Genomic DNA, 26383 nt, shown 5'->3' with positions numbered 1-26383 from the left:
CCAAGCGATATGGCGTGCGAAGTCATATTAGCCTGAATCTTAAATTTATGCATAGACGCGCCGTTGATGAGTTTAACTTTAGAACTTTTTAGTTGCCCAAACTGCATACGCATGCCATCAAAATAAAACCATTGACCATAACGCGTTGCCAGTCTTTTAAGAAAATTGAAATTGGTTTCATTGTACTGCGCCATATAGTTGAATTCCTTCATATAGGTCGATCTGATAGCTTCTCTTTGATAAAACTCTGTAGGACCTTCACCCAATAAATCCAGAACAATGTCGTCCATTCCTCGTTCTAGATAAGTTCTGGATTTAGATATTCCATCAATTACTTTAGTATGGCTTATTCCTGCAATATGCAAACCGGCGGCACCACCATGTACATCAATCGAAGAAATCTCGGTTATGAGTCCTTTACTCATAAGCCTGATTCCGGTTAAACTTTTGAATGTAAAAATTACTTCATCGCCAATGTATTTTCTCATTGCTTTGGCTTGATCTTCGGGTTTTATAACGGCTTTACCGGTATATTGCCAAACAAACGAAAAATGATGATGATCTGCCATTTTTTGTGACAGCTTTAAATCGTAATAAATAACGTTTTGAGTAAAACTATTGATGGTAATATGTACCTGCTCTGAGAAATGTGCCATAGTGAAGTATTGGTTTTAGTGAAGTTAAGTTTGTGTATAATAGGCTAACAAGTACGAAAGCCATCTAGTAAAAATATCAGACAATATTTACAAAATCTACCAGCAAAAGGTATAGTAATAACAGAATAGGGTATTAATGAAGAGGTTTAACTTTTATGAAAACATAAATTTTTAAAATATCCAAATCCTATAACATTATTCTAAAATACTGTAAGAGAAGCTTTATAGATCTCAATAACTTTACATTATAAACATTTAAACTATAAAATCATGAAAAAGATACTATTAGCCGGAAAAGCAATTTTAGGAGCAGGACTTCTTGTTATATTCTTGAACTCTTGTAAAAACGAAACAAAACAAGAGGATCCAAAAGAAGTTGCCGAAGACACAAACGAAGCAAAATTTGACTCTATTGCAGATAAAAAAGACGACTCTGAGTATTTAGTTGACATTGCCGAAGTAAATTTGGCCGAAATCGAAATTGGAAAACTAGCACAACAAAAAAGCACCAATCCTGAGGTAAAGAAATTTGGAAAAATGCTGGTTGATGAACATACAAAATCGGCAGGAGAAGTTAGCGCTTTGGCAACAAGTAAAAACTTTACTTTACCAACTTCCTTAACCGAAGATGGACAGGAAGAATATAAAAAACTAAACGAAAAATCTGGTCTGGATTTTGACAAAAAATTCGCCGATATGATGATCGACGGTCACGAAAAAGCAATTGAAGAATTGCAAAAAGCAACTAAAGATGCAAAAGATCAAGACATTAAACTTTGGGCATCAAACAATATAGCTCCGCTTACAGCTCATTTAGAGCATGCGAAATTGCTAAAACAAGAATTAGATAAAAAGAAATAAATTTAACTGGTTATTATTTATTTTAAAAACCCCTCAAGAGTTGAATTGCTTGGGGGGTTTTACTTTTTTAGGCATAAAGGTTCAGAGATGCAAAGGGACAAAGGTTTGTTTGTAGAGATGCCTATATAATATTTGACCATAATACCTTTGCATCTCTAAACCTTTGAACCTTTGCCACTTTGTCCCTTTGTCCCTTTGAACCTATAAACCTATTTCACCAGCGATAACTTTTCCTTTATAAAAAACTCCTTCTCTTTTTGGTAAACGTGCTACGGCTTCGGCAGAGCAAGTTGCTTTTACTAAGATAAAATTGGCTTCGCTATCGACTGCTGGCCAAACACGAGTTCCGGAATCGTTAAGCGGTAATATCTCATCTTTTGTTGCAATATGCAAAGCACGACTCAAGCTATATTCATCTGTCCAACCATAAAGTTGGGCGCATAATTTTGCTTTTTCGAGCATATCGCAAGTTCCAAAAGGTTGCCAGTGATCTACAATACTATCTGTTCCGGTCATTAGCTTTACACCATATTTTTTCAAAGTTGGAATTGGCATTATCGTTCTCCCAATCGGAATTGTCGACACTACTCCTATTCCTAAATTCCCCATTTTCTCGGCTATTCCCTCAAGATCTTTAGGATCCATTCTGGCAAGTGCAAAACCATGACTTATATAGGTCTTTCCTTGTAATTGTTTATTCTCTTCGGTTTTCTTAATAATATACTCAATCGCATCTTTACCAGATGGCACGCCTTCATGCAAATGTATATCGATTCCTTTATTGGTATCTAATGCAATTTGAATCATAGTATCTAGCGATTTCTCCATATTTCCGTCAACACTTGTTGGGTCAAGTCCGCCAATAAAATCGATTCCCATACTAGCCGCTTCTCTCAATAAAGGTTCTGATTTCGAATACAAGATTCCGTGTTGCGGAAAAGCAACAATTTCCCAACCAAAACTATCTTTATTCTTCTCTAATGCTGCCTGCAGATGCTCTAAACTTTTTAGTCCGCTAACTGGATCGATATTACATTGACAACGTGCAAAATAACTTCCTTGACTTTGCATTAATTTAATGGCTTCTTCGGCCTTGTGCTGAGAATCCGTTAATAATTGCGGAATTATTTTTTGCTCGAGCGTAATCATGTCTTTTACCGTATATCCTTTTCTTGGTGCAGCATTCCAAGTTCCGCCATAATACGTTTTATCAATATGAATGTGCATATCGCGAAGTCCAGGAAGCATCAAAAGTCCTTTGGCGTCAACTGTTTTTAGTTTTAAAGTAGATTTTCCTGTGGTTATACTTTTTATTTTACCATTGGCTATGTGCAAATTGTATAAAGCTGTTTTTGTGGCAACAACTTCATTTTTTTCGTTGTATTCAAAACCATCTTCCAATCGTACATTACTTAAGATGTATTCTTTTAATGAATTTCCTTTATTATCCTCTGGTAAAACTTGTGCTACGGCATTTCCTCCAATTCCCGAAAACAAAGCTGCTCCGGTTGCGGCAGCGCCCAATCCTAAGAATTTTTTTCTGCTTATTTTATGATCTTCCATAAATTATATTTTATCATTATTGGTTTTGTTATAGGATTTTACAATAACATTCTTATAATAAACAGAAGATATTGCTTTGCAAAAATCGTGAGAAACCATAACCAATTACGGTAATATTACGGATAAGGATGGTAAAAATTATAACTTTCTTTAAATTCGCCTGGTGTTTTTCCGGCATACTTTTTAAATACTTTACTGAAGTAAGCATTATCATTAAACCCTAATTGATAACCAATTTCTTTTATAGATAAATGGGTACTGGTAAGCAAACGTTTGGCTTCGAGTATTGTTCTTTCTTTTATAAAATCGCCCGCAGACATTTTTAAATATTTTTGCGAAAGAATATTGAGATAATTGGGCGTAATATTTAATTTATCGGCATAGAAATTTACCGAGGATTCTTCTTTAAAATGCTCATCAATTAATACCGAAAAACTTTTGATTACTTTTTCGGGCTTGGTCGAAGAATCATGTTCCTGAAACTGATTTACAAATTCCTTTTGCAACAGTTTTAGCAATACATGCAAACGAAGCAAAACAATTTCTTTGGTAAGTAAATCATTTTGAGGTAATATGGTTTCTATTTCCTCAAGCTGTTTTTTGAACGCTTCAAACTCATCTTTCGTTAACGAAAGACAGGACGGAACACTTTGCTCAAAAAAAGGAAATTTTCCCAGATTCGAAAAAATATTTACTATTTCTGACGAAAGCATGAGCTGAAATCCAGTTGTATCAACATTTAACGACCAATTGTGCACTTGTCCCGGTCTGATAAAATAAACTTGGTAATCGTTTACTATATATTGCGTAAAATCGACATTATGAACTCCAGAACCTTTCTCTACAAAAAAAACAAGGTAAAAATCGTGTTTATGAGGTTGTTCAAATTCGTTTCGTCCCCTTACACTGTGGCGAAATAAGGTAATACCCAAAGTTTCTTCTCCAAGTATATTACCAACAGTTAAGGTAGGAATCGAGTATTTATTCAAAAGGACAAATTTGTTAATTAAGCTTTTTCAAAAATATAGAATTAAATGCTAAATTCTTTTAAAGAATAAAAAAAGGTCTGACTTTGGGATAGTCAGACCTTTTAAGTATTTATATAAAATTTTAGTGTTTGCAAGACAAAGTTCTAATTTTAAAACCTCTGAACCTTTGTACCTTTGTACCTTTGTTACTTCAACGAAGCCATATCAATAACAAAACGATATTTAATATCTCCTTTTAATAGTCTTTCGTAAGCATTGTTTACCTCGTCAACACCAATTAGTTCGATATCGGCCGTAATATTATGTTCTGCACAAAAGTCCAGCATTTCCTGAGTTTCAGCAATTCCACCAATAGCAGAACCTGCAAAACTTCTTCTTCCTAAAATAAGGCTAAAAGAGGTTACCGGAAGTGGTTCCATTGGAGCACCAACCAAAGTTAGCGTTCCATCTACTTTAAGTAAATTCAAATAAGCATCTATATTATGTTCTGCAGATACGCAGTCCAGAATAAAGTTCAGCGTTTTGGCATGTTGTGCCATTTGTTCCGGATCTGTAGACAATACAACCTCATCTGCACCTAAACGTTTTGCGTCTTCGGTTTTTGATAACGATGTTGTAAAAACTACAACATGAGCACCCATTGCTTTTGCCAATTTGATTCCCATATGTCCTAAACCGCCAATACCAACGATTCCAACCTTTTGACCAGGACCAACTTTCCAGTGTTTTAATGGCGAATATGTTGTAATTCCTGCACAAAGTAAAGGTGCAACTCCAGCAAGATCTAGTTTGTCTGAAATATGCAATACATAATTTTCATCAACCACAATACTTTGAGAATATCCTCCAAAAGTTTGTCCACCTAAATGTTTATCAGGAGAGTTAAAAGTTAAAATACTTCCTTCGTCACAAAACTGCTCTAAATCATTTTTGCAATGCTCACATTCTCTACAAGAATCGACCATACAGCCCACTCCTGCCAATTGACCAACTTTAAAGTTTTTAACGTGATCGCCTACTTTTACAACTCTTCCCACAATCTCATGTCCAGGAACGATTGGGTAAATTGTTCCGTGCCATTCGTTTCTGGCAGAATGCAAATCGGAGTGACAAATTCCGCAATACAAAATTTCAATCTCAACGTCGTGCGCCTGTACCGCTCTACGTTTTATGTCTAATGTTTGCAAAGGTGCTTCCGCAGCTTCTGTACCAAAGGCTTTTATGTTTTTTGTTTCCATTTTTTGGTTTGTTTTTTTGTTTTTTGTTTGAAGTATATTGTTTTTAAAAGATTTCACGCAGATTTTACTGATTTAAGCAGATTTAAATCGATTTATTTTTCTCGAAAAGTTGCTAAGACGCAAAGTTTTGAAATTATCTAATTGGCAAATTATCTTATTATCTTATTGAAAAATCAAACTATCTTCCGAAACTATAATATTCATCATCGGTTACGCTTTGTAACCAAACTCCAGTTCCTTTATCAATTTCTGTAATAATAGAGATATGCGAAAATCGGCTAAAAGGTGTTGCGCCATACCAATGTTCTACACCTGGCAAAATAGTTACAACTTCGTCTTTATGAAGTAATCGAATTGCATTTCCTTTTTCCTGAAAATAACCTATTCCGTCTGTTGCAATAAACAACTGCAAAGTAGGATTAATGTGCCAATTACATCGCGAACCCGGCTCAAAAGAAACTTCTTTTATAACTGTATTCTCTGGATGAATATTACTGGTTTGTTTTTTATAAGAAACATCGCCAGTCATATAAGTATTTGGAATTTTCCCTTCTTCAACAACTGAAGTATAAAGTGTTGACATAATAATTGATTTTGAGATTGATTTTTTTATTAAAATAATCTAGCAGCTAGAGCGCTAGATAAGAACAACACTTTTACTTAATTATTTATAGCTATTGTATTGCTCGTCTGTTACTGGTTCTAACCAGTCTACGATACCTTTTTCTGTATTGGTGCTAATAGCAATGTGTGTAAATTCGCTGTCTGGTGATGCTCCATGCCAATGTTTAACTTCGGGCTGAATGTTTACTACATCGCCTTCTTTTAACAATTGAATTGTTTTTCCAACTTCCTGATAAAATCCTGTTCCTTGTGTAACAATCAGGATTTGTCCTCCCGGATGTGTGTGCCAATTGTTTCTCGCGCCAGCTTCAAAAACTACATTTCCAACGGCTGTGTTTAAAATTGGATCATTTGCAACCAGCATTTTTACCCACGCTTTTCCTGTAAAGTAATCTGATGATGCTAAATCTCCTTTTGGAAAAATGGTCTCTTTAATTTGATTATCTGTTTCTTTCATAATTTTCTTGTTTTAATTATCAGAAACAGAAAACTAAATCAGGAAAGCTAGAATGCGCTTTGTGAAGTATTATTTAGTCTGTTGCAAAACTGATAAATGGTTAATACTATATTTTCAATGCAAAATTAGAACAAAGATGCTTTTTAGAAATAACAGTATTCAAACAAAAAATTAAGAATATGAAACAATTTATATTCTCAGCGATTTCGGAATTGTACCGGTAAGTCTTTTAAAGTAGTTATTAAAATAACTTGGATATTCGAATCCAAGAGAATATCCAATGTCCGAAATACTCCAATCTGTATGATGCAATAATGCTTTTGCTTCGCCAATAATCCTTTCGGTAATATGAGCTGTGGTAGGTTTTCCTGTAATTTCTTTTACAGAACGATTCAGGTGATTTACATGTACAGCAAGGCTTTGCGCATAATCTTGCGGTGTTTTTAAGGCAAGCGGTTGATCTTTTGTTTCAATAGGAAATTGTCTTTCCAGAAGTTCCAAAAATAAAGAAGTTATTCGTGAAGATGCATTTTTATGTTTGAAGAAATTTTCTGTTGGCTGCATCTTCATCGATTCGTGCAAAATCAAGTTGATATAATTACGAATTAAATCATCTTTAAAAACATAGTCTGTATCTTGTTCTTCGATCATTTTTAAGAACAATGAATCTATAAACACTTTTTGTTCAGCAGATAAGGTAAAAATTGGTGTTCCTCCAATTTTAAACAAAGGCGATTCATGCAAACTTTCAGAACGATCGTTTACCTTTAAAAATTCCTCTGTAAAAACACAAGCATAACCATGGTAAGAAGGCGAAAGAATTTCCCATGAATATGGAATATGCGGATTTCCAAAAAACAGTATAGTTCCGTCAGTTTCGATACCTCGATCTGCGTAATGTATCAGACTCTCACTCGTGTTGATACAAATCTTGTAAAAATCCCTACGGTTGTATGTTGGAATTTTACTTACATCACCATTTACTTCGTAAACTTTAAAACCTTTTAGTTTTAAATCGTTTATACCAAGTTCTGAAGCCTGAGATTCTAATTGTTCTTTCATTTTGCAAAGTTATGAAAATCAAATAAAAAAAATGAAAAATTTATTTTGTTTCAGGTTTGAAGTTTCAAGTTTCAGGTTTCAAGTTGAAATGAGATTAAGCTTTGTATAGATTTTTACCGCAAAGTTCGCAAAGGTTTTTGGAGATTCGTTGTGTTCACAAACACAAAGTTCGCAAAGCTATGCGGACTTTGCGTTTTTAGAAAATATTGCTCAAAAAATAACTTTGCGTACTTTGCGGTTAAATTTCTTCCGGTTTTCAACCTTAACTAAAATAAATCAAGAAAAAATTGCTTAATTATACCAATCGGTATATATTTGTATTCTTATTATTAATTATCATGAGCAAAGCCGAAAGAACTAAGCAATTTATTATAGAAAAAACTGCACCTATTTTTAATATGAAAGGTTACAGCGGAACTTCTATGAGTGATATTACAGAGGCAACGGGATTGACGAAAGGAAGTATTTATGGTAATTTTGAGAATAAAGACGAAGTTGCAATTGCTGCTTTCAAGTTTAACATTAAAAAACTTCAGGATACTTTTGCCAGCGAAATTGAAAAGCAAACTACTTTTAAAGGTAAATTATTAGTGTATCCCCGCCTTTACTCTTCTTATTATGATTTAAAGGTAACCAAAGGCGGATGTCCTATAATTAATACCGCAACAGAAGCCGATGATACTCACCCTATTCTTAGAAAAAAAGTCGAAAATACGATTCTTGCCTGGAAAAATAAACTGGTATACTTTATTGAACAAGGAATTCTGGCTGGCGAATTTAAAGCCAAAAACATCAATCCCGAAAAAACGGCGCTAACAATTATCGCTATTATCGAAGGTGCAATTATGATTACTAAAATAACGGGAAATCTCTCTAACTTATCTGATATTATGCTTTCGCTGAATAAAATAATAGATGATTTAGAATAAAAGCATTTTTACTATTTTTTCTCAATAAAAACATACCAATTGGTATAATTAAAAACCGCCCAAATTAATGGAAACTAAAACAAGATTACAAGTATTGCAAGATCATATTAACAGAGAGTTTATTGCCTCGCCATCGCCTTTTATGCTTTGGATGAAACCTGTAGTTGTTGCCGCCGAAGAAGGTACGGTTACTTTTAAATATTTTATTCGAGAAGAAATGTCAAATCCTGTTAAGAGTTTACACGGAGGTGTTACGGCTGCAATTGCCGACGATTGTATTGGAGCAACAATGTTTTCTCTTAACGAAGAAACTTTTTATACTACCATAAATCTTGTTGTCGATTACTTTGCTCCTGCTTTTGTTGGCGATACTATTATTGCAAAAACAGCCATCATTAGAAAAGGAAAACAAATCGTAAATGCACAATGCGAAATCTGGAACAGCAACCAAACGAGGTTAATTGCCAGAGCAACTTCTAATCTTCTTAAAACCAATATCGTGAAGAAAGAATTATAACTCTTTTTTTTAGATATAGAAACATCGTTTTTTAAACTTTAAAGGCATTTCAGTTTGTTTTAAATAAGATCGAAATGAGTAAGAATCGAGTTCTTTTATTTTCCACTTAAAAAAACTATTTAATCTATGTACTGCTCGCATTTTGCATTTCACAAAAAAGAGCTTTTTTTTAATCAAAAATATACCAATCGGTATAAAATATTATTATGACACCATTAAACCGAAAACTGCTAATTTTTACCGTTATTCTGGCTGCAATTATGGAATTGATTGATATATCGATTGTAAATGTTGCGCTATCTCATATGAGTGGAAATCTGGGCGCAACGCTCGAAGATACTTCGTGGGTAATTACTGCATATGCAATTGCAAATGTGATTATTATTCCTATTACAAGCTTTCTGAGTGCAAATCTTGGGCGACGTAATTACTATATTGGTTCAGTCATTTTATTTACATTCTGTTCGTTTATGTGTGGGCATTCTTCTAATATTTGGATGTTAGTTTTCTTTAGATTTTTTCAAGGAATTGGCGGTGGCGCTTTATTATCGATCTCGCAGGTTGTGGTTTTTGAACTTTTTCCAAAAGAAAAACAATCTACGGCGGGAGCTTTATTTGGTGCAGGAATTTTTATTGGCCCCACTATTGGACCTACACTTGGCGGATATATCACCGAAAATTATGATTGGCCTTGGATATTTTTAATCAATGTGCCAATTGGTATTCTAGTTATGATTTCATGTTATTTCTTATTGCGCGAACCTCTGGTTAAACCCGAAATTTCAAAAGTAGACTGGATAGGAATTTCTTTATTGGCCATAGGAGTTGGTGCATTGCAAACGGTTTTAGAAAGAGGGGAAGTCGAAGATTGGTTTGAAACCCGTTATATTGTTATACTAACCGTTATTGCCACATCAACTTTGCTGGCGTTTATTTATTGGGAATTATCAATAAAAAATCCTGTGGTAAACCTGAGGGTTCTCAAAAGTAAATCGTTGAGTATTGCGGCAGTTTTAACCTTTGTTACGGGATTTGGAATGTTTATTTCGATCTATATTACACCTGTCGTAGCGCAACGTCTTTTGAGTTTTTCTCCCTATCAAACCGGTTTATTATTGCTTCCGGGAGCTTTGTTTGCTTTGCTTGCTTTAAAAACATGCGGAACGTTATTGCAAAAAGGTGTTTCGCCTGTTATAATTATTGCAGCCGGATTTCTTTTGTTTATTTATTTTAATTGGCGAATGTCTGAGATGACTTTAAATACAAGTGCTGCCGAGGTAGCCTCTTCACTTATTTTTCGTGCATTAGGCATGGCTTTACTAACCGTTCCGCTTACAATGTTGGCCGTTTCATCTTTAGACGATAAAGATGTTGGTCAAGGTGCTGCACTCAATAATATGATGCGTCAATTGGGCGGTTCGTTTGGTGTGTCGATCATTAATACCTATGTCGCACATCGTTTTGCGGCGCACAGAAACGAACTAATTTCTAGTGTAACTCCAGATAATATTCTGGCAATGGATCGAATAAATGCCTACATCAAATATTTTCAAAGTAAAGGTTTTGCTTATAATGAAGCCAAATTTAAAGCGCTGAAACTTATGGAAAATATTGTATTAAGACAATCGTCGTTATTGAGTTACAGAGATGCATTTTTTCTTGTTGGATTGTTCTTTGTGGTCACTCTTCCTTTACTTTTGTTTGTTATAAATAAATCAAAAAAAAGAAAATCAGATTTCATTATTTCTGATCATTAAAATTAACTTCATAAAAACTATTGCTTATTTGAAAGATTCAAAACACCTGCTTTAAGTCCTTTGGCTGAAACCGACAAAATAACATCTTTTCCTTTTTCTTCTTTCTGAATGATGATTTGGGCATATCCGTTAAACAATTTTCGTTTCCAAGGTTCAGATGGTTTTACAATTTGAATAATTCCGAGATCTGTATTCATCACGTCCCAATCTTTTATTTTTTGCAATGGTTTTGTTATGATATAAATTGTGTTTTTTCCTTCTTTTAATATAGCTGAACTTAAAATGTATTTTTGAACATCTTCAATACTTGAATTTACTCTATTTCCATTGATAAAAACCAATGTCTCTACTCCTATTTTCTTGTAAAAGAAATTCACGATATTGTTTTTTGAATTTTCTTTCAAATCGAACTCCCCTCGATAAACATACGATTTTGCCTGATTTTTGTAATCTCTGTCTTTAAAAGCCGTATTCCAGTCTTTCTCTAAATAGGTTGGTAATTCCTGAGGTAATTCTGTAGCAGAGAGTTTTTGTTCTTGCAAATTAGTTATCGAAGCCAATGTAATTTCATCTATAAATTGATCATTTTCTAACGAAGTTGGATCTCCATTTCCTACGCCCAGTATTTTTCCGTTTTTAATAGAAAATGTAATTTCGTCATTTGCAGTTGGTACGTGCAAACCATTTTTATCTAAAACTTCGACTGTAATTACCGAAACATTGGCATTTGCAACATTCTCTTTATCAATCGAAAGTTTAATACTCTCCGATTTTTCAGTTGTTTTTTGAGTTTCAGCAAGGACTTTTTTACCGTTTTTATATCCAATAGCTTCAAGAGTTCCGGGAATATATTTTACTTTCCACTCTAAGTGTCCGTACAAATCCATTTTCTTTTTACCTAAACTCTTTTTATTGAGAAAAAGCTCTACTTCATCGCAATTAGAATGTACCCAAACATCGATCACTTTGCCCTCCATTCCGCTCCAGTTCCAATGTGGCATAATGTGTAAAACAGGCGTATTTCCCCACCATGATTTTAAGTAAAAAACATTGTCTTTAGGAAAACCGCAAACATCCATCATTCCAAAATACGATGTTACCGATGGCCAACCATAAGGTGTTGGTTCACCTCGATAATCAAAACCTGTCCAAATAAACATTCCTGCCAAATACGGACGTGTTGCATAAAATTTCCAACCTTCTTCGATACTATAAAAAGTTGGGCGCGGTTTTACGTCATAAGCACTTTTATAATGCTTGGCATCATCTGTAAAGTAAATACCTCGAGTGGTAAACGTTGAACCTTCCTCCGTTCCCATTCCGGGTTGGTTTTTAAACTCATTTCTATGCGCATCAATATCGCCATTTCCCATATAATTGTACCCCATAATTTCAACAACAGATGATATTCCGCTTTTAAAACCACTACTAATTCCAACCGTTACAGGTCTTGTAGAATCTATACTTTTGCTAAATCCCTGCATTACATTAGTAATACGTTCACCAATTACGTTTCCTTCAATATTCCATTCTTCATTACCAACAGACCAACAAATAATACTTGGATGATTTCGATCGCGCTCTATCATGCGTTTCAAATCGTTTAAATGATAATAGTTAATTCCCATCAAACGCGTTTCGTCGATTACCAACATTCCTAACTTATCACAAGCATCAAGCAATTCTGACGTTGGCGGATTATGTGAGCAACGATAAGCATTCGAGCCCATATCTTTCAGCTTTTTAATTCTGTAATATTGCAATTCGTCTGGTAACGCTGCGCCAATTCCTGCATGATCCTGATGATTATTTGTTCCTTTTAGTTTTAACGATTTTCCGTTAAGGAAAAAACCTTTTTCGGGATCAAAAAAAATGGTTCTTATGCCAAAATTAGTTTCATAACTATCTACATTTTTTCCTTCTTGTTTTATCTGTGTAAGCAAACGGTACAAGTTTGGTGAATCAATATCCCACAATAGTGGATTTTTTACCTTTAATTTTGAGATATATTTTATTGTTTTATAAAATTCCGGAGCCAAAGTATTACCAGAGATCGTAGCGATTTCTTTTCCTGAAGCATCCAAAATTGTTTGTAAAATTTCTATCGAACCTTTATAATTTCCTTTGTTTTCTATTGTAGTTTCAGCAGTAACTTCGGCATCATCATTTTGAATTTCAGATGTTACATATGTTCCGTTCTGAATTAAGTGCAATGGATTTGTTTTTTGAATATAAACGTGTCTGTAAATTCCTGCTCCTTCATAAAACCAACCTTCTTCCATTGAGGCATCTGCACGAACAACAATTGTATTTTCTCCACCATAATTAACATAAGCTGTTACATCATATTCAAAACCATTATAACCGCTTTCTTCTGTTCCGAGGAAATAACCGTTAAAAAACACTTTGGAGTTTCTAAAAACGCCATCAAACTTTAATGATATAATTTTTCCTTGATCACTTTGCGGAATATTAATTTTCTTTCTGTACCAACCAATACTTTTTTCAGGAAAACCTTTTCCTCCCGCTTTAAAACCGTGACTATAACTGGCTTTTTCGCTAAAAGGTTGTTCTACAGCCCAATCATGCGGAAGATTTATTTTTCGCCACGCACGATCATCAAATCCTATTGCTGCCGGTCCATCTCCAAAACCGGTTTTTGCCAAATAGGAAAAATAACCCTCGGCATGTCCAAAATCTTTTTGTGTATCATACAAATGACCTAACGAAAAACGCCAATCTTTATCGATTAAAATCAACTCGCGATCTGATTTACTTTGAGCAAATGTGCCAATTGATACTAAAAATATAAATGATAAAAGAATTTCTTGGAGAGAAATGGTTTTCATAAACAATGTGGTTATATAGAGTGGTTAGCGAGTAGTGATAAAAATATATTTTTTAAAGGATAAAAATCAATAGTATTTTATCAAATCATAATCGATTATTGTGTTTACACTAAATTACTTTTATCACATAAAATTTCTTATTTGACTGGTAAAATCACTTTAAAAAAAATCTTTTAAATATATAAAATACAGGCTTATAAATTCTGTTTATAAAATTTAGAATCATTCTATTGCCCCTCTTTTGTTAAATTATTTTGTTTTGATGTAATTTTATATTCGAATTAACTTAAAGTCAAAAAATCAATAATTCTTATGAGTGTTATAAAAGATGAAAATAAACTTATTAGCACCATTAAGCGTATCGATCAAAAAATCGATAAACTTAATGACCAAAAGATAATTGCCTTTTTTGAAGCTCTTGGTTTAACTGAAAGAGAAGATGTTCCTAAAAATTTTCTGGAATGGGAGACTATTCTTATTGTAGTTCCTGACCGCCACATATCGCACGAATTAAAATATTACAAATATTCGATTGCGAGACTTTCGTTTGTTACAAATCCAAATGCGCAAGAAATTCATATTTTTGATTTTAATGAATGGAAAAAAATCACTCAAAACAAAACTCAATTTCAGGTTAGAGAAATGCTAAAAACAAGTTTTGGCGGTGTTCGAAATCATTCTGACAGATTAAATTAAGTTTTTCTAACTTTTGCATTTACTTTCTTAAATACCTTAGTTTTGTTTTAATATTACTGTAACTAACTAATATTTAACCAAAATGAAGTGGATTACCAGAGAAAGACCTAAAATTGATCGCATTGCATGTCCGTGGCTCATTAAAAAATTTGTCGATGTTGACGCTGAGTTTCTCTATGTTCCTTTTAATGAAGTTATCGATAAAGCAAAAGAACTCAACGCTATTCCGTTTGATATTCCTGATGTAGAATTTACGCATTATAACGAAGAATGTACTTTTGATTACATTATTAAAAAATATCAAATTACTGATCCTGCGGTTCTTATTATGTCTAAGATTGTTCGTGGCGCCGACACAGACAGACATGATTTAGCAAAAGAATCGGCTGGGCTTTGGGCAATATCGGCTGGACTTGCGCACAATATCACTAACGATTTCGAATTACTAAAAAATGGCATGATGCTTTATGATGCGTTGTATAGTTGGGCAACTCATTTGTACAAACAAAATCATTTACAAAATAGCCCTTTTGAAAGCTTACTTCATGAGGTTTATACCAAATTTTTAAAAGATAAAAAGTCAAGTAAAAAAACACCCGCTTGGGTTAAGGATTTAAAAGAAATAATTCAGGATCAAATCGATGCACAATTTACGTTTGACTTAAAGAAAATTTCAAGCGATCTTGAACTCAATCCTTCTTACTTGTCCCGAGAGTTTTCTAAGTATTTTGAAGATTTAAATTTTGGAGATTATGTTCGAAAATTACGCATCGAAAAAGCCATAAATCTGATTCAAAACTCAACATATACCTTAACGGAAATTGCTTATATGACTGGTTTTTCAGACCAAAGCCACTTTACCCGAATATTTAAATTGCACACGGGCAAAAATCCTTCTTCGTACAAAAAAAGTGCTCTAAAAAGTAACACAGATACAAAAGGTAAATAACATTCTATTTATAGTTGTAAGGTCTCAATAGTTTTGTTTCTTATTAACAAAACCTATTATGACTTCGATAAAACACCTTTTTGTAATTATTTTCTTTGCACTTAATTTCCCTGCATTTTCTCAAACAACATACCCAAAAATCACGGGTTACTTTGGTGTAATGCATCCTCTTGTAACTTTTAGCGATCAAGCAACTAATGTAAATTTTAGAGATTATTATGCAGTGGGATTTCCAACGGGAATTAACATTTGGAAATCGTCAAAAATTGGTTTCTCTTTTGAGGTTGTTCCAAATATAAAAGTACAAGGCGATAGTGATAAAGTAACAAATTTACTATTTCATCCCGGCGTTTTAATTGCGTTAGGAAAAGGGTATACTTTTGCCGGAAGGGCTGCTTTTGAAAGCAGCGGCAGATATGGTTTTACGCCTGTAATTAATAAAACGGTTATAAAAAGCGATAATTGTAGTTATTTTGTTGCTGTTCCTCTTCCTGTAAGATTTGGAAATGATCATCCAGCGACTTTTACTGTTGGCTTTCAATTTGGAATTGCTTTTTAAAAAAAGAGGTTTCAGTATTTACTTAATTTCAAAAAACCTGATAAACTTTTGCTCTAGTTTTTTTCGTCTTCGCTCTGTTTTCCATCTTGAATAAAAAGCCATTACAAGCAAAAACAAATTTATAATTGTAGTTCCTCTCCTTAGTCCTTTTGCAAAAAAAAGAAAAAATAGATTAATTACTATTATACCAATAACTGGAGCATATTCGGCCCAGATTAACTGAAGTTTGCTGTTGGGCTCTACAACGTAATCGACTTTTACTACGTTATTAACGTTTTTGTATTTTCCTTTTACAATAAAAATTGTTGGTGACGTTGCTGAGTTTAGCGTTAAACTAAAACTCTTATCATCAAAAAGGCCATAAAAGGGTTTTGTTTCTCCAAATATTGGAAATAATCTAAACGTACTTAAATTTACTTTTAGGGAACCAACTTCTGTATTGTTTATTAATCTTGTTCTGAATTCAGCTAAACTGAGTTTTGATTCCATTCATGAATAATTTAAAGTCTGGTTTACAAACTTTTATTTTTGTTTTACAAGAACCGATTTAAATTCTTCTTATCAGTTCTTTTACTCTTCCAAAAACATAATTTGCTTTTTCATCATAAACAACCATATCAAAATCAAGGCTTCCTTCGCTAAAATTGCCTTCTTTTTTGGTGTCAGAATATACTTTTTCAAAATATAAATCACGTTTCTTAATCCAATCCAGTTGCTCTTTTTTCAATTTAGACTGTTCTTTCGAACTCAATTTTAGCTTTAAATTTTTATACGTAACATTCAACAAACTATCAGATTGATTGTAGTATTCTACAGAACAATTTCTCATACCCACTCCAGTATCTAAACAATGTTGATAGGAAGTTTTTAATTTGCTAACGGTTTCCAAAGTTTGCGAATTACAATGGAATGCAAACAGCATAAAGAATACTAATAACGATTTTTTCATTTTAATAATTTTAAAAAATTCATCTGTTTGTTATGTCTATAAATTCTGTTCAGAAATATACTAATTTATTTTTGCTATTTCACTCGATTTAATTCCATTGAACCATAAATTGAGCCAATAGCTTCAAAAACTTCGTCTTGATTTTCAGTTTCTCTCCATCCTTTTTTCGACAATTCATTTCTTACATCATCTTCAGATTTTCCTTTTAATAAATGGTAGTAGGCAAAATCTAAAACATCGGCAGGAATTTTTTCAATTTTATAAGCAATTACTATCGACGTAAGTCTTACTAATGCAACAAAGTAGGTTAATACTAACTGTAAACCCCAGCTTATTACCAATCCTATCCAACCGGTATTCAAATCTTTAATGGTCAATCCTTCTGAAAATCTAATTTTTAAAAACTCAAAAAAACCAATTCTGCCAAAATTATTTTCTGCTAAAATAATTTCGTATTGAAAGTATTGATTTAAAAAATAGATTAGAAAAATCATTCCGCACAATAGATATTGAATTTTAGTTAAGTCGGTAAAATTCGAGAACTTAATTAAGTACTTTAATGAAAAAGCAATTGCTAATCCCACTAATACCTCAAACAATCCAATAACATATATTCCATGTATCGAAATTTCGGCAAGGACAAAACCAAGTATTAAAGCTATTACGATACCTCCAACAACTAAAATTGAAAAATTCTTAGCTCTTGGTTCTTCTGGTTCTGTTAAGCTTTCGGGAATGACATAATCGTCCCAATTATTTTTCTTTTCTGTTTCTATTTCAAGTTCAGCTAAAGCCTCTTTATCAAATTCATTTTCGGTTTCTTTAAAAGCATAAATAAACAATTTTGCTCTTTTAGAATTTCTTCCGTTATCCCATATTTCGTTGCCCAAAGATTCACTTTTAACCACTACATTACCATGACTATAAGTGACCGTTATTGCCTCTGTTGCTTGTTCAAACCCTAGCGATTTCTCTTTCCTTTTTGCTTCAATTGAATGATCGTCCTTATAAACCAAATCCCAACCAAGTTTTAAAATCGTTTTCTCGGCAATAGGAATAAAAACAGTTTTACTTAAAGAGGTATGAAACTCTTCTTTGTATTTTGGAGAACCAAAACTATGTTTCTTACTTATTGTCTTTTCGTAAATTTTTAAATTGTCTTCCATGCTTTATTAGGTAAGCAAAAATGTGCTTATAAATATATAGGTTTAAAAAATTATAATGTTTTTATTGTACTGTTAGCAAACTCTTAAGCTTATCTTCAAGTGCTTTTCCGTGAATGTTTTTAGCTAGAATAATTCCGTTTTTGTCTATTAAAAAATTCAATGGCACAGATTGAAGTCTATAATCAGTAACAGCCGGTGATTGCCAATATTTTAAATCACTTACTTGCGTCCATGGGAGTTTTTGTTTTGCAATTGCTGCAAACCAAAGCGCCTTTTTAGTGTCCATTGAAATACTGAAAATAGTAAATTTATCAGGATACGTATTGTACAATTTTAATAATTGAGGGTGTTCTTTCGTGCAAGGTCCGCACCACGAAGCCCAAAAATCTACTAAAACTAATTCTCCTCTAAAAGAAGAAAGCGCAATATTATTTCCTTTGGTATCCGGAAGATCAATTTCTGGAGCAATATCGCCAACTTCAGTTCCAACAACTTGTGCTTTTGAACTTGTTATGACGCAGCATAGGAATGCTAAAATAAGTAGTGTTTTATTCATCGTTTGATTAAGTTTTTTTGTTTGGGGCTGTTTTTTATCTCTCGCAAAGTCGCAAATTTTTTCTTGTTTTTGTCATTTCGACGAAGGAGAAATCACAACAGAAACTCCTTATAGAATATCGTCAATCTTTGTCGATTAACTAGTGTGATTTCTCCTTCGTCGAAATGACAAGCTTGCGTCTATCTATACTTCGCGACTTTGCGAGATTAATACATTCGCAAATATAAATTTCTTTATTAAATCTTCTATCGTTTTACTCATCATTTCATCTCCTCGATCTTAAAATTATGCTAAATATTTTTCTTTAAATTGGCATATCGGGAAAAGTCGATATATTTGCACCATGGAAAATATAGAAATCTTTAAAGCGCTCTCCAACAAATCCAGATTGCAAATGCTGGAGTGGTTAAAAGAGCCTGAAATAAATTTTCCGGATCAACTTCAGCATGCTGGATTTGAACACGGAGTTTGTGTTGGTCAGATTCAAGCTAAGGCTGGTCTAACACAATCGACAGTTTCTGAATACCTGTCTATTTTACAACGTGCGGGATTTATCGAATCGAAACGCGTTGGACAATGGACTTATTATAAACGTAACGAAGGTGCCTTTGAAGCACTCAGTAAATTAATTCAATCTAATTTGTAAATTACTATGAGTACAAACAACCTATTTTCGCCATTTAACTTAAAAACGTTAAATCTTAAAAACAGAATCGTAATGGCGCCTATGACGCGCTCATTTTCTCCAAACGGAGTTCCAACTGATGAAGTGGCTTCTTACTACCAAAAAAGAGCCGAAGGTGAAGTTGGATTAATATTATCTGAAGGAACTGTTATCGACAGACCTTCATCATCTAATGATGCTAATGTTCCTCATTTTTATGGAGACGAAGCGCTTAAAGGATGGAAAAAAGTGATTGACGAAGTTCATGCTGCCGGCGGTTCAATGGGACCACAAATCTGGCATATGGGAATTATGGACAATCATCATTCAGGATGGGTTCCGCCAGTTCCTTTTGAAGGACCATCTGGTTTAAACCGACCTGATTTTAGCAACGGAAGCGTAATGTCTGAAAAAGATATTGAAGATACTATTATTGCTTTTGGAAAAGCTGCTGCCGATGCAAAACGTTTGGGTTTTGATACTATTGAAATTCACGGTGCGCATGGTTATTTAATTGATCAGTTTTTTAGAGCCGAAACTAATTTACGTACTGATATTTATGGTGGAAAAACACTACCGGAACGTAATCGTTTTGCAATTGAAGTTGTAAAAGAAATTAGAAAACAAGTAGGTAACGATTTTGCTGTTATCATGCGTTTTTCTCAATTTAAACCTTCTGATTATAATTATAAACTGGCTAAAAATCCGCAGGAACTTGAGGCTTGGCTTTCGCCGATTGTTGATGCCGGAGTTGATATTCTACACTGTTCTCAAAGAAGATTCTGGGAACCTGAATTTGAAGATTCTGACTTGAATTTTGCAGGTTGGGCTAAAAAAGTTACCGGAGCACCAACTATTACAGTAGGTTCTGTTGGTCTTTCTAGTGATTTCTTTGGAGCGTTTGCTGGAGAAAGTTCTCAACCAACTTCGCTTGAAGAATTAAACAGACGTTTCGACAGAGGTGATTTTGATTTAGTGGCAGTTGGAAGACCTCTTTTATCTGATCCTAATTGGGTTGCTAAAATTAAAGAAGGAAAAACTAGTGAACTAAAAGGTTTCAGTAAAGAAGCTTTAGGTCAATTGATTTTAGAATAAGTTTTTTTTTAAAAGGTTCAAGGAGGCAAAGGTTCAGAGGAACAGAGGTCTTTTGAACTTTTGGAGAAGTGGTTTTAGAATAAGTATTTTTTAAAAGGTACTAAGACCCTAAGATTCTGAGGTACTAAGTTTTTTTGAATAGCATAATTAAAAAATTTATCTTTGCAGTCATGAAATTCTTGAACAGCATATTACGCCTTCCTTTTTTCAGCACTTATTATTATGCAATAATACTTGCTCGGAAAGGCTATGCATATAATTCAACGTATTCACGATTGTAAATTAAAAGAATAAATTATATATCAACCTTTAAGCCCGGGCATTTTTGTCCGGGCTTTTTTATTTTCAAAAAATGGAAACAATTCAAAAACTTAAAGAAAATGCAGCAATCTTTCTTCCTGAAAATGGCTTGAAAGAAAAAATAAATCTGGCTGAAACAGAAAACAGAAAATTAATTATCAAACTTGGTTTTGATCCAACCGCTCCCGATTTACATTTGGGACATGCTGTTGTTTTGAAAAAACTAAAACAATTTCAGGATTTAGGACATCAAATTGTAATTGTAGTAGGAAGCTTTACCGCCAGAATTGGTGATCCTACTGGAAAAAACAAAAGCCGAAAACCATTAAGTACTGAAGAAGTAAAACACAATGCCGAAACTTACATTTCGCAATTATCGAAAATTATTGATGTTGAGAAAGCAAAAATCGTTTTTAATTCAGAGTGGCTGGATAAACTATCTTTTTCTGAAATAATTCAGATTATGTCAAATGTTACAGTTGCTCAACTGATGCACCGAAATGATTTTAGCAAGAGATTTACAGAGAATACACCAATTGCAATGCATGAATTGGTTTACCCCATTTTACAAGGGTTTGATTCTGTAAAAATCAATGCCGATATCGAAATGGGCGGTACAGATCAGTTATTTAATTGTACAATGGGAAGACAATTACAGGAAAATTTTAACATGCCAGGACAAATTGTAATGTGCATGCCATTGCTAAAAGGTCTTGATGGAAAAGAAAAGATGAGTAAATCATTGCACAATACAATTGGATTAATAGACGAACCAAACGAAATGTTTGGAAAAACGATGTCGATTCCTGATGCTCTTATTTTAGAGTTCCTAGAATTAACAACCGATTTTTCATTAGAAGAAAAACAAGAAATCAAAAAAAGATTAGAAAATGATAATCCAATGAATATTAAAAAGTTGATTGCGAAAAATATTATCACTCAGTACCATAATAAAAACAGTGCCGAACAAGCTGAGGAATTCTTCATTAATCAATTTCAAAATAAAAATTTGGAGTCAAAATCATTTGTCACGGTTATGATATCTTCTTTAAAAAATGAAAAGAACGAAATAACCTTAATTGATCTTTGCTCTTTAATTAAAAATGACATTACGAAGTCGGCAAACAGAAGATTGATTGAAAGTGGCGCAGTTCAGATTAATAATGAAAAAATTCTAAATCCGTTCGAAATAATTCCATTAGAAAAAGAAACAAAAATTAAAATTGGAAAGAGAAATTTCTATGAATTACTGTAAAATACAAAAGGGATGAAAACATGAAATTTCATCCCTTTTTTGAATATCTACAACTAACAAAATTTAGAAATTCAAGCTTTTTTTAAAGGTTCAAAGTTGCAAAGGCTCAAAGGGACAAAGAAAAAAACTTTGAAACTTTGTGCCTTTGAACCTTTGCCCCTCTCCTTAAGAAACTTTTCTTCTTAAAAACTTATTCGTAAGTCTGTTGCGTACAGGTTCGTCGTAGAATTTAAGACATAGAAGAGCAATTACTATACTTGCAACTAAAACTCCAATTCCTAACGGGTATCCTTCTTTTAAAGTAACTTTATTATCGATTACCCAAGCCATATACCAATATATTAGTGGGTAATGTATGATGTAAATTGGATAGGATATATCTCCTAATGCTTTGCATATTTTTAGTGAAAGTGGATTTTTGATTTCTCCTCCTGCTCCAATTGCAACTATTAATGGAAACAATACTATGATGCAAAATGATTCGTATAAACCATTCATCCACAAACTGTTTTCATCGCCAATTCTTGGTATACTAAAAATTACTAAAATTAGAATACTACAAACCCAGAAAGCTCCTTTTATATGAATCAATTTTCCCAATCTAGAAAGTAAAACTCCTGCAAAAAATGGATATAACAATCGCGTAAAACCAATATTCATTTGTTCCAGGTTTAATGACCAACCTCCAATAACATCTCCTTTTGGGCCAAAAACGGTTAGATTAATAAGCATTCCTGCAAATATTAAAACAAAGATTGTTAGAACTGTATTCGAGAATTTACGGAAGAATAATGCATATAGAATATTACCTATGTATTCAAAGAAAAGTGACCATGCAGGACCATCAAGCGGATGCATTTCGCCCCAACCTCTAATTTCTAATGAGGGCGGAATTGGCAATAATGTAAAACCAATTACCATGGTTAAAATCACTTTCCAAACTTCCATTCCTGCAATTTGAGGAAAAACATTTGAAGCCTGAAAGTAATAAAAAATAGCTCCAATGATCATTCCCATAATTACCATGGGCTGTAAACGAATTAAACGTCGTTTGTAAAATTCCCATTGTGTTAATTTCCCCCAACGATCGTCGTATGCATATGCTACAACAAATCCTGACAAGAGAAAAAAGAAATCTACTGCCAAATAACCGTGGTTGATTATTTGTTTGAAACGGCTTCCTTCATTAAAAGCTTCAAAAATGTGAAAGATAACGACTAAAATTGCGGCTACTCCTCGTAAACCATCTAGAATTTCATAATGTTTTTTTGGTTTAATGTCCATTGCTATTGAACTCATATTTTTTTGGTGGTTAAAAGGTTAGTATTTAATTGTTAATTATAAATGATTAATTGTTAACTATTAAAGATTGCCCAATTTACAATTAACAATCAATAATTAATAATTATTACTGATGATTTTTAAGCCACTCTAATCTGCGTTGATCTGGTAAATGTGTCACTTTGAAATTTTCGAATTTAGCTTCAAAACCTTTTCCGTCTGGAGATGCAGCCATTAAACCAACCATTACGGGCGTGTTATCCTGCAAAGGCGCGTTTCTGGTCATTATATAATTTTTATCATCGTAAGAAAAGAATACCTCAACAGCATCAAGTCTTCTTACCACTTTTATCCATACAAATGGTGGTGCTTTTTCGAGCGTAGTTACACTCCAATCGCTTTTGTCGTGCGTTACAACAGTACTAATATTAAATTTTCCGTCAACAAATTCTACTCCGGTTTTAATGTAGTTTTTCTCGTCGATACGAAGCATTAACCCCATTTGGTCAAAACGAGCGATATAATTACCGGTTAGTTTTACTTTGGCTTCAAATTCTCCGCCATAAGTAGTATAATAAAAAGGTGCATCGTCTACCGTAAACCCGTAATGCGAAATGCGCCAATAATCACTATTAGCAGTAACATTCATAATTAATGCATTGTTTTTAATTTCCCATTTTTCAGGTTCGTTAAACCATTGCATTTTATTAAGGCTTTGCGCCGAAAGATTTTGTGCCAAAAATAAAACCATAGCACTGAGTACAATTTTTTTCATGTTCTTTTTTGTTTTTTTTTACCATTAAGATATTAAGTTAATTAAGCTTTACGCATAATATCTTGATGGTATTTTTTTAGTTAAATTAAGCACAATGCTTAGCTTTCTTAATAGTTAAACCTTTTTTTAAGTAGTAAACACAATGCTTAATTAACTTAATATCTTAATGGTAAAACTTTTTTAATCTCAGCAAACACAACACTTAATGGTGAAAAAATAAAATTCAATTTTAAACAGTAAAGCTGCAACTTTTTACACTTGCAGCTTTACAACCAACCAATTTAGAAATAATGAAATTATTGAAGTGAAAAACTCACTTTAGATTTTATATCTGTAGAAGATGCTCCAACGATTGCTTCAAAAGCTCCCGGTTCAGCAACCCAGTCATGCTTTTTATCATCAAAAAAGCTCAATGCCGTTTTATCAACTGTAAATGTTACTGTTTTTTCTTCTCCTGCTTTAAGTGCAATTTTTTCAAATCCTTTTAATTCTTTTATCGGACGTGGTAAAGAGGATTTTAAATCACTGATATAAAGCTGAACCACCTCTGAACCTTCTCTTGATCCTGTGTTTTTAACTTTAACTGAGAATGTAATTTTATCTCCAGCCGACATTTGTTTTTTATCTGCTGTTACTTTTCCGTATTCAAAAGTTGTATAACTTAATCCGTGACCGAAAGAGAATAAAGGTTTTGCTTTTTGTTTGTCTGCCCAACGGTACCCTACAAAAATACTTTCTTTGTATGTTACGTCATCTCCACCAGGGAATTCTCCTAAAGCGTGAGCTCCATTATCAGCTAATTTTACTGGGAATGTGAACGATAATTTTCCTGAAGGATTTACATCTCCAACCAAAATTGCTGCCAAAGCATTTCCTGCCTCTGTACCTAAAAACCATCCTTGTACAATTCCCGGAACTTCTTTTACCCACGGCATTGCCACAGCATTTCCTGATATATTTACAAAAACTATATTTTTATTTACTTTAACCAATTCGTTAATTAATTGATCCTGACCGTATGAAAGCCCAAGTTCTTTACGATCAAAACCTTCTGCATCTTGTAAATCGCTTTTGTTTGTTCCACCAATAAACAATACAACATCTGCATCTTTAGCTACTTTTAGAGCTTCAGCAGTTAATTCAGCAGGAGAACGTTTGTCTTCTAAACTTACTTTTGCGATTACTCCGTTATAATTACTTGTTGGATCTCCAACATAACCACGTGCGTAAACTATTTCGGCTTGGTTACCAATTCTTTTTTTCAAACCTTCAAGCGGAGTAATTTCATATCTTGCTTTTAGCGAAGAACTTCCTCCTCCAACTGTCATCATTTTGATGGCATTTTCGCCAATAACTGCTATTTTCTTTGTTTTAGAAAGATTAATTGGCAAAATATTGTTTTTGTTTTGAAGCAATACAATTCCTTCTTCGGCAATTTTACGACCAGCTTCTGCGTGCTCTTGTGTTCCAAAAGATCCAAAAGGTCTGTTTCTATCCATTGTGGTTAAGAATGCTAAACGTAAAATACGACGTACTTTTTCGTCTAATTCTTTAGTTCCTACTTCTCCTTTTCTAATCATTTCTGAATAAGGTTTGGCTAAGAAATAGTTATCATAAGCATTGCTTGTTCCCCATGAAAGTCCGTTTGTCCAAGAACCAAATTCCATATCTAAACCATTAAATATAGATTGTTTTGTATCGCTAACTCCTCCCCAATCTGAAACTACAACACCTTTAAATCCCCATTCGCCACGAAGAATATCATTTAACAAATATTCGTTATGACAACATTGCTGACCTTTATATTTATTGTATGCTCCCATAATTGCCCAAGCATCTCCTTCTTGAACTGCGGCTTTAAAAGCAGGTAAATAGATTTCGTATAATGCACGATCATCAACAATTACGTTTACTGAGTTACGTTTTGTTTCCTGATTGTTTAAAGCAAAATGTTTTACACAGGCTGCAACTCCATTTGCTTGTACTCCTTTTATATAAGGAACAACCATTTTTGAGGTCAAGAAAGGATCTTCTCCCATGTATTCGAAGTTACGCCCGTTTAACGGAGTTCTGTAAATATTAACTCCAGGACCTAATAATACATTTTTGTTACGGTAACGTGCTTCTTCTCCAATTGATTTTCCGTATAAAGAAGACATCTCTCTGTTCCAAGTTGCAGATAGTGCTGTAAGAGCCGGAAATGCAATACAAGAATCATTTGTCCAACCTGCCTGATCCCATTCGTCCCATTTTACTTCAGTACGAATTCCGTGTGGTCCATCAGTCATCCAGTTTTCAGGAATTCCTAAACGTGGTACACCCGGCGAACTAAATTTAGATTGCGCATGAATCATGGCAATTTTTTCATCAGTTGTCATTCTTGCAAGCGCATCTTCTACACGCTCACTAATAGGTTTTTTATCATCTAAATAAACCGGAACTTTATTCTGTGCATTCACACCAATCGAGCTCAGCAAAAGTAAAACAACAATTGTTTTAACGTTTTTAAACATAACTATTAATTTATTAAAGCATTTAATTAAAATCAAAAGAGACTTTAAATGTCAAAAGTACCTTTTAATTATAATGTAAAGCTAAAACGTTATAGTACGTTTTGAAATTTTAAATGAAAAAAA

General features: G+C 33.4%; 25 protein-coding genes. 10 read left to right on the top strand and 15 right to left on the bottom strand.

Going from position 1 to position 26383, the window contains the following annotated elements; all coding sequences use genetic code 11:
- Positions 1-656: contractile injection system protein, VgrG/Pvc8 family (locus IW18_RS15480; RefSeq protein ID WP_041518795.1), on the bottom strand; the 656-nt coding region annotated here is incomplete at its 3' end.
- Between the two features lie 270 nt (positions 657-926).
- Between IW18_RS15480 and IW18_RS15475 the strand changes: the two genes are divergently transcribed.
- A complete protein-coding gene (locus IW18_RS15475; RefSeq protein ID WP_041518794.1) occupies positions 927-1517 on the top strand; it encodes a DUF4142 domain-containing protein in 591 nt (196 codons plus the stop codon).
- Between the two features lie 201 nt (positions 1518-1718).
- Here IW18_RS15475 and IW18_RS15470 read toward each other — a convergent pair whose 3' ends face one another.
- The 6 genes from IW18_RS15470 to IW18_RS15445 all read right to left on the bottom strand — a co-directional run bounded on the left by IW18_RS15470 (position 1719) and on the right by IW18_RS15445 (position 7450).
- On the bottom strand, positions 1719-3080 hold the full coding sequence (locus IW18_RS15470) for an amidohydrolase (RefSeq protein WP_041518793.1): 1362 nt from the start codon (positions 3078-3080) through the stop codon (positions 1719-1721).
- A gap of 116 nt (positions 3081-3196) precedes the next feature.
- Positions 3197-4069, bottom strand: a complete 873-nt coding sequence (locus IW18_RS15465) for a helix-turn-helix domain-containing protein (protein WP_240475568.1) — start codon at positions 4067-4069, stop codon at positions 3197-3199.
- A 185-nt stretch (positions 4070-4254) separates the two neighbouring features.
- Positions 4255-5307, bottom strand: a complete 1053-nt coding sequence (locus IW18_RS15460) for an NAD(P)-dependent alcohol dehydrogenase (RefSeq protein WP_041518803.1) — start codon at positions 5305-5307, stop codon at positions 4255-4257.
- 178 nt (positions 5308-5485) lie between these two features.
- Positions 5486-5890: a cupin domain-containing protein gene (locus IW18_RS15455; protein ID WP_041518791.1), complete on the bottom strand. Its 405-nt coding sequence runs from the start codon at positions 5888-5890 to the stop codon at positions 5486-5488.
- Positions 5891-5971: 81 nt separating this feature from the next.
- Positions 5972-6388 carry a (R)-mandelonitrile lyase gene (locus IW18_RS15450; RefSeq protein WP_041518790.1) on the bottom strand — a complete coding sequence of 139 codons (417 nt, stop codon included), beginning with the start codon at positions 6386-6388 and terminating at the stop codon, positions 5972-5974.
- A gap of 189 nt (positions 6389-6577) precedes the next feature.
- Positions 6578-7450, bottom strand: coding sequence for a helix-turn-helix domain-containing protein (locus IW18_RS15445; RefSeq protein ID WP_041518789.1), 873 nt, complete (start codon positions 7448-7450; stop codon positions 6578-6580).
- 338 nt (positions 7451-7788) lie between these two features.
- Here IW18_RS15445 and IW18_RS15440 point away from each other — a divergent pair, with 338 nt between their 5' ends.
- The 3 genes from IW18_RS15440 (at position 7789) to IW18_RS15430 (ending at position 10653) form a co-directional block, all read left to right on the top strand.
- Positions 7789-8379: a TetR/AcrR family transcriptional regulator gene (locus IW18_RS15440; protein WP_041518788.1), complete on the top strand. Its 591-nt coding sequence runs from the start codon at positions 7789-7791 to the stop codon at positions 8377-8379.
- Positions 8380-8446: 67 nt separating this feature from the next.
- On the top strand, positions 8447-8896 hold the full coding sequence (locus IW18_RS15435; RefSeq protein ID WP_041518787.1) for a PaaI family thioesterase: 450 nt from the start codon (positions 8447-8449) through the stop codon (positions 8894-8896).
- Between the two features lie 206 nt (positions 8897-9102).
- Complete coding sequence (locus IW18_RS15430) at positions 9103-10653, top strand: DHA2 family efflux MFS transporter permease subunit (RefSeq protein ID WP_041518786.1); 1551 nt, start codon at positions 9103-9105, stop codon at positions 10651-10653.
- A gap of 17 nt (positions 10654-10670) precedes the next feature.
- Here IW18_RS15430 and galA read toward each other — a convergent pair whose 3' ends face one another.
- A complete protein-coding gene (galA, locus tag IW18_RS15425) occupies positions 10671-13502 on the bottom strand; it encodes a beta-galactosidase GalA (RefSeq protein ID WP_041518785.1) in 2832 nt (943 codons plus the stop codon).
- A 312-nt stretch (positions 13503-13814) separates the two neighbouring features.
- Here galA and IW18_RS15420 point away from each other — a divergent pair, with 312 nt between their 5' ends.
- From IW18_RS15420 to IW18_RS15410, 3 genes are all read left to right on the top strand, one after another.
- Positions 13815-14198: a hypothetical protein gene (locus tag IW18_RS15420; RefSeq protein ID WP_041518784.1), complete on the top strand. Its 384-nt coding sequence runs from the start codon at positions 13815-13817 to the stop codon at positions 14196-14198.
- A gap of 82 nt (positions 14199-14280) precedes the next feature.
- Entirely contained in the window at positions 14281-15147 is an 867-nt protein-coding gene (locus IW18_RS15415) for a chromate resistance protein ChrB domain-containing protein (protein WP_041518783.1), read from the top strand.
- Positions 15148-15205: 58 nt separating this feature from the next.
- The gene (locus IW18_RS15410) at positions 15206-15706 is read left to right on the top strand and encodes a hypothetical protein (protein ID WP_041518782.1); all 501 of its coding nucleotides are present in this window, start codon (positions 15206-15208) and stop codon (positions 15704-15706) included.
- An 18-nt stretch (positions 15707-15724) separates the two neighbouring features.
- Here the strand turns inward: IW18_RS15410 and IW18_RS15405 are convergent, their stop codons facing one another.
- The 4 genes from IW18_RS15405 to IW18_RS15390 form a co-directional block, all read right to left on the bottom strand.
- A complete protein-coding gene (locus IW18_RS15405; RefSeq protein WP_041518781.1) occupies positions 15725-16195 on the bottom strand; it encodes a hypothetical protein in 471 nt (156 codons plus the stop codon).
- Positions 16196-16253: 58 nt separating this feature from the next.
- Positions 16254-16655: a lysozyme inhibitor LprI family protein gene (locus IW18_RS15400; protein ID WP_041518780.1), complete on the bottom strand. Its 402-nt coding sequence runs from the start codon at positions 16653-16655 to the stop codon at positions 16254-16256.
- 74 nt (positions 16656-16729) lie between these two features.
- Positions 16730-17821 carry a hypothetical protein gene (locus IW18_RS15395; RefSeq protein WP_041518779.1) on the bottom strand — a complete coding sequence of 364 codons (1092 nt, stop codon included), beginning with the start codon at positions 17819-17821 and terminating at the stop codon, positions 16730-16732.
- A 61-nt stretch (positions 17822-17882) separates the two neighbouring features.
- Positions 17883-18377 carry a TlpA family protein disulfide reductase gene (locus tag IW18_RS15390; protein ID WP_041518778.1) on the bottom strand — a complete coding sequence of 165 codons (495 nt, stop codon included), beginning with the start codon at positions 18375-18377 and terminating at the stop codon, positions 17883-17885.
- Positions 18378-18720: 343 nt separating this feature from the next.
- On the opposite strand from IW18_RS15390, the gene IW18_RS15385 reads away from it, so the two are divergent.
- From IW18_RS15385 to tyrS, 3 genes are all read left to right on the top strand, one after another.
- A complete protein-coding gene (locus tag IW18_RS15385; RefSeq protein WP_041518777.1) occupies positions 18721-19023 on the top strand; it encodes an ArsR/SmtB family transcription factor in 303 nt (100 codons plus the stop codon).
- Between the two features lie 6 nt (positions 19024-19029).
- Positions 19030-20136, top strand: a complete 1107-nt coding sequence (locus IW18_RS15380) for an NADH:flavin oxidoreductase (RefSeq protein WP_041518776.1) — start codon at positions 19030-19032, stop codon at positions 20134-20136.
- Positions 20137-20488: 352 nt separating this feature from the next.
- Positions 20489-21691 (top strand): tyrosine--tRNA ligase, encoded by a 1203-nt coding sequence (gene tyrS / locus IW18_RS15375; RefSeq protein ID WP_041518775.1) that lies wholly within the window; start codon positions 20489-20491, stop codon positions 21689-21691.
- A 165-nt stretch (positions 21692-21856) separates the two neighbouring features.
- Here tyrS and IW18_RS15370 read toward each other — a convergent pair whose 3' ends face one another.
- The 3 genes from IW18_RS15370 to IW18_RS15360 form a co-directional block, all read right to left on the bottom strand.
- Entirely contained in the window at positions 21857-22990 is a 1134-nt protein-coding gene (locus tag IW18_RS15370; RefSeq protein ID WP_041518774.1) for an acyltransferase family protein, read from the bottom strand.
- Between the two features lie 109 nt (positions 22991-23099).
- Positions 23100-23747: a DUF1349 domain-containing protein gene (locus IW18_RS15365; protein WP_041518773.1), complete on the bottom strand. Its 648-nt coding sequence runs from the start codon at positions 23745-23747 to the stop codon at positions 23100-23102.
- 296 nt (positions 23748-24043) lie between these two features.
- Positions 24044-26260, bottom strand: a complete 2217-nt coding sequence (locus tag IW18_RS15360) for a glycoside hydrolase family 3 C-terminal domain-containing protein (protein WP_041518772.1) — start codon at positions 26258-26260, stop codon at positions 24044-24046.
- Between the last annotated feature and the right edge of the window lie 123 nt (positions 26261-26383).

The sequence above is a fragment of the Flavobacterium hibernum genome, from assembly GCF_000832125.1.
Lineage (GTDB): Bacteria > Bacteroidota > Bacteroidia > Flavobacteriales > Flavobacteriaceae > Flavobacterium > Flavobacterium hibernum.
This window is presented reverse-complemented; position numbering and strand designations above follow the sequence as displayed.

Excerpts from the sequence above, each read along its gene's own strand:
- IW18_RS15430 (WP_041518786.1), top strand. The coding sequence starts at position 9,103 with ATGACACCATTAAACCGAAAACTGCTAATTTTTACCGTTATTCTGGCT.
- IW18_RS15395 (WP_041518779.1), bottom strand. The coding sequence starts at position 17,821 with ATGGAAGACAATTTAAAAATTTACGAAAAGACAATAAGTAAGAAACAT.
- IW18_RS15410 (WP_041518782.1), top strand. The coding sequence starts at position 15,206 with ATGACTTCGATAAAACACCTTTTTGTAATTATTTTCTTTGCACTTAAT.
- IW18_RS15470 (WP_041518793.1), bottom strand. The coding sequence starts at position 3,080 with ATGGAAGATCATAAAATAAGCAGAAAAAAATTCTTAGGATTGGGCGCT.
- IW18_RS15415 (WP_041518783.1), top strand. The coding sequence starts at position 14,281 with ATGAAGTGGATTACCAGAGAAAGACCTAAAATTGATCGCATTGCATGT.
- IW18_RS15360 (WP_041518772.1), bottom strand. The coding sequence starts at position 26,260 with ATGTTTAAAAACGTTAAAACAATTGTTGTTTTACTTTTGCTGAGCTCG.
- IW18_RS15405 (WP_041518781.1), bottom strand. The coding sequence starts at position 16,195 with ATGGAATCAAAACTCAGTTTAGCTGAATTCAGAACAAGATTAATAAAC.
- IW18_RS15460 (WP_041518803.1), bottom strand. The coding sequence starts at position 5,307 with ATGGAAACAAAAAACATAAAAGCCTTTGGTACAGAAGCTGCGGAAGCA.
- IW18_RS15435 (WP_041518787.1), top strand. The coding sequence starts at position 8,447 with ATGGAAACTAAAACAAGATTACAAGTATTGCAAGATCATATTAACAGA.
- IW18_RS15455 (WP_041518791.1), bottom strand. The coding sequence starts at position 5,890 with ATGTCAACACTTTATACTTCAGTTGTTGAAGAAGGGAAAATTCCAAAT.
- IW18_RS15445 (WP_041518789.1), bottom strand. The coding sequence starts at position 7,450 with ATGAAAGAACAATTAGAATCTCAGGCTTCAGAACTTGGTATAAACGAT.
- galA (WP_041518785.1), bottom strand. The coding sequence starts at position 13,502 with ATGAAAACCATTTCTCTCCAAGAAATTCTTTTATCATTTATATTTTTA.
- IW18_RS15370 (WP_041518774.1), bottom strand. The coding sequence starts at position 22,990 with ATGAGTTCAATAGCAATGGACATTAAACCAAAAAAACATTATGAAATT.
- IW18_RS15365 (WP_041518773.1), bottom strand. The coding sequence starts at position 23,747 with ATGAAAAAAATTGTACTCAGTGCTATGGTTTTATTTTTGGCACAAAAT.
- IW18_RS15400 (WP_041518780.1), bottom strand. The coding sequence starts at position 16,655 with ATGAAAAAATCGTTATTAGTATTCTTTATGCTGTTTGCATTCCATTGT.
- IW18_RS15420 (WP_041518784.1), top strand. The coding sequence starts at position 13,815 with ATGAGTGTTATAAAAGATGAAAATAAACTTATTAGCACCATTAAGCGT.
- IW18_RS15475 (WP_041518794.1), top strand. The coding sequence starts at position 927 with ATGAAAAAGATACTATTAGCCGGAAAAGCAATTTTAGGAGCAGGACTT.
- IW18_RS15450 (WP_041518790.1), bottom strand. The coding sequence starts at position 6,388 with ATGAAAGAAACAGATAATCAAATTAAAGAGACCATTTTTCCAAAAGGA.
- IW18_RS15440 (WP_041518788.1), top strand. The coding sequence starts at position 7,789 with ATGAGCAAAGCCGAAAGAACTAAGCAATTTATTATAGAAAAAACTGCA.
- IW18_RS15390 (WP_041518778.1), bottom strand. The coding sequence starts at position 18,377 with ATGAATAAAACACTACTTATTTTAGCATTCCTATGCTGCGTCATAACA.
- tyrS (WP_041518775.1), top strand. The coding sequence starts at position 20,489 with ATGGAAACAATTCAAAAACTTAAAGAAAATGCAGCAATCTTTCTTCCT.
- IW18_RS15380 (WP_041518776.1), top strand. The coding sequence starts at position 19,030 with ATGAGTACAAACAACCTATTTTCGCCATTTAACTTAAAAACGTTAAAT.
- IW18_RS15385 (WP_041518777.1), top strand. The coding sequence starts at position 18,721 with ATGGAAAATATAGAAATCTTTAAAGCGCTCTCCAACAAATCCAGATTG.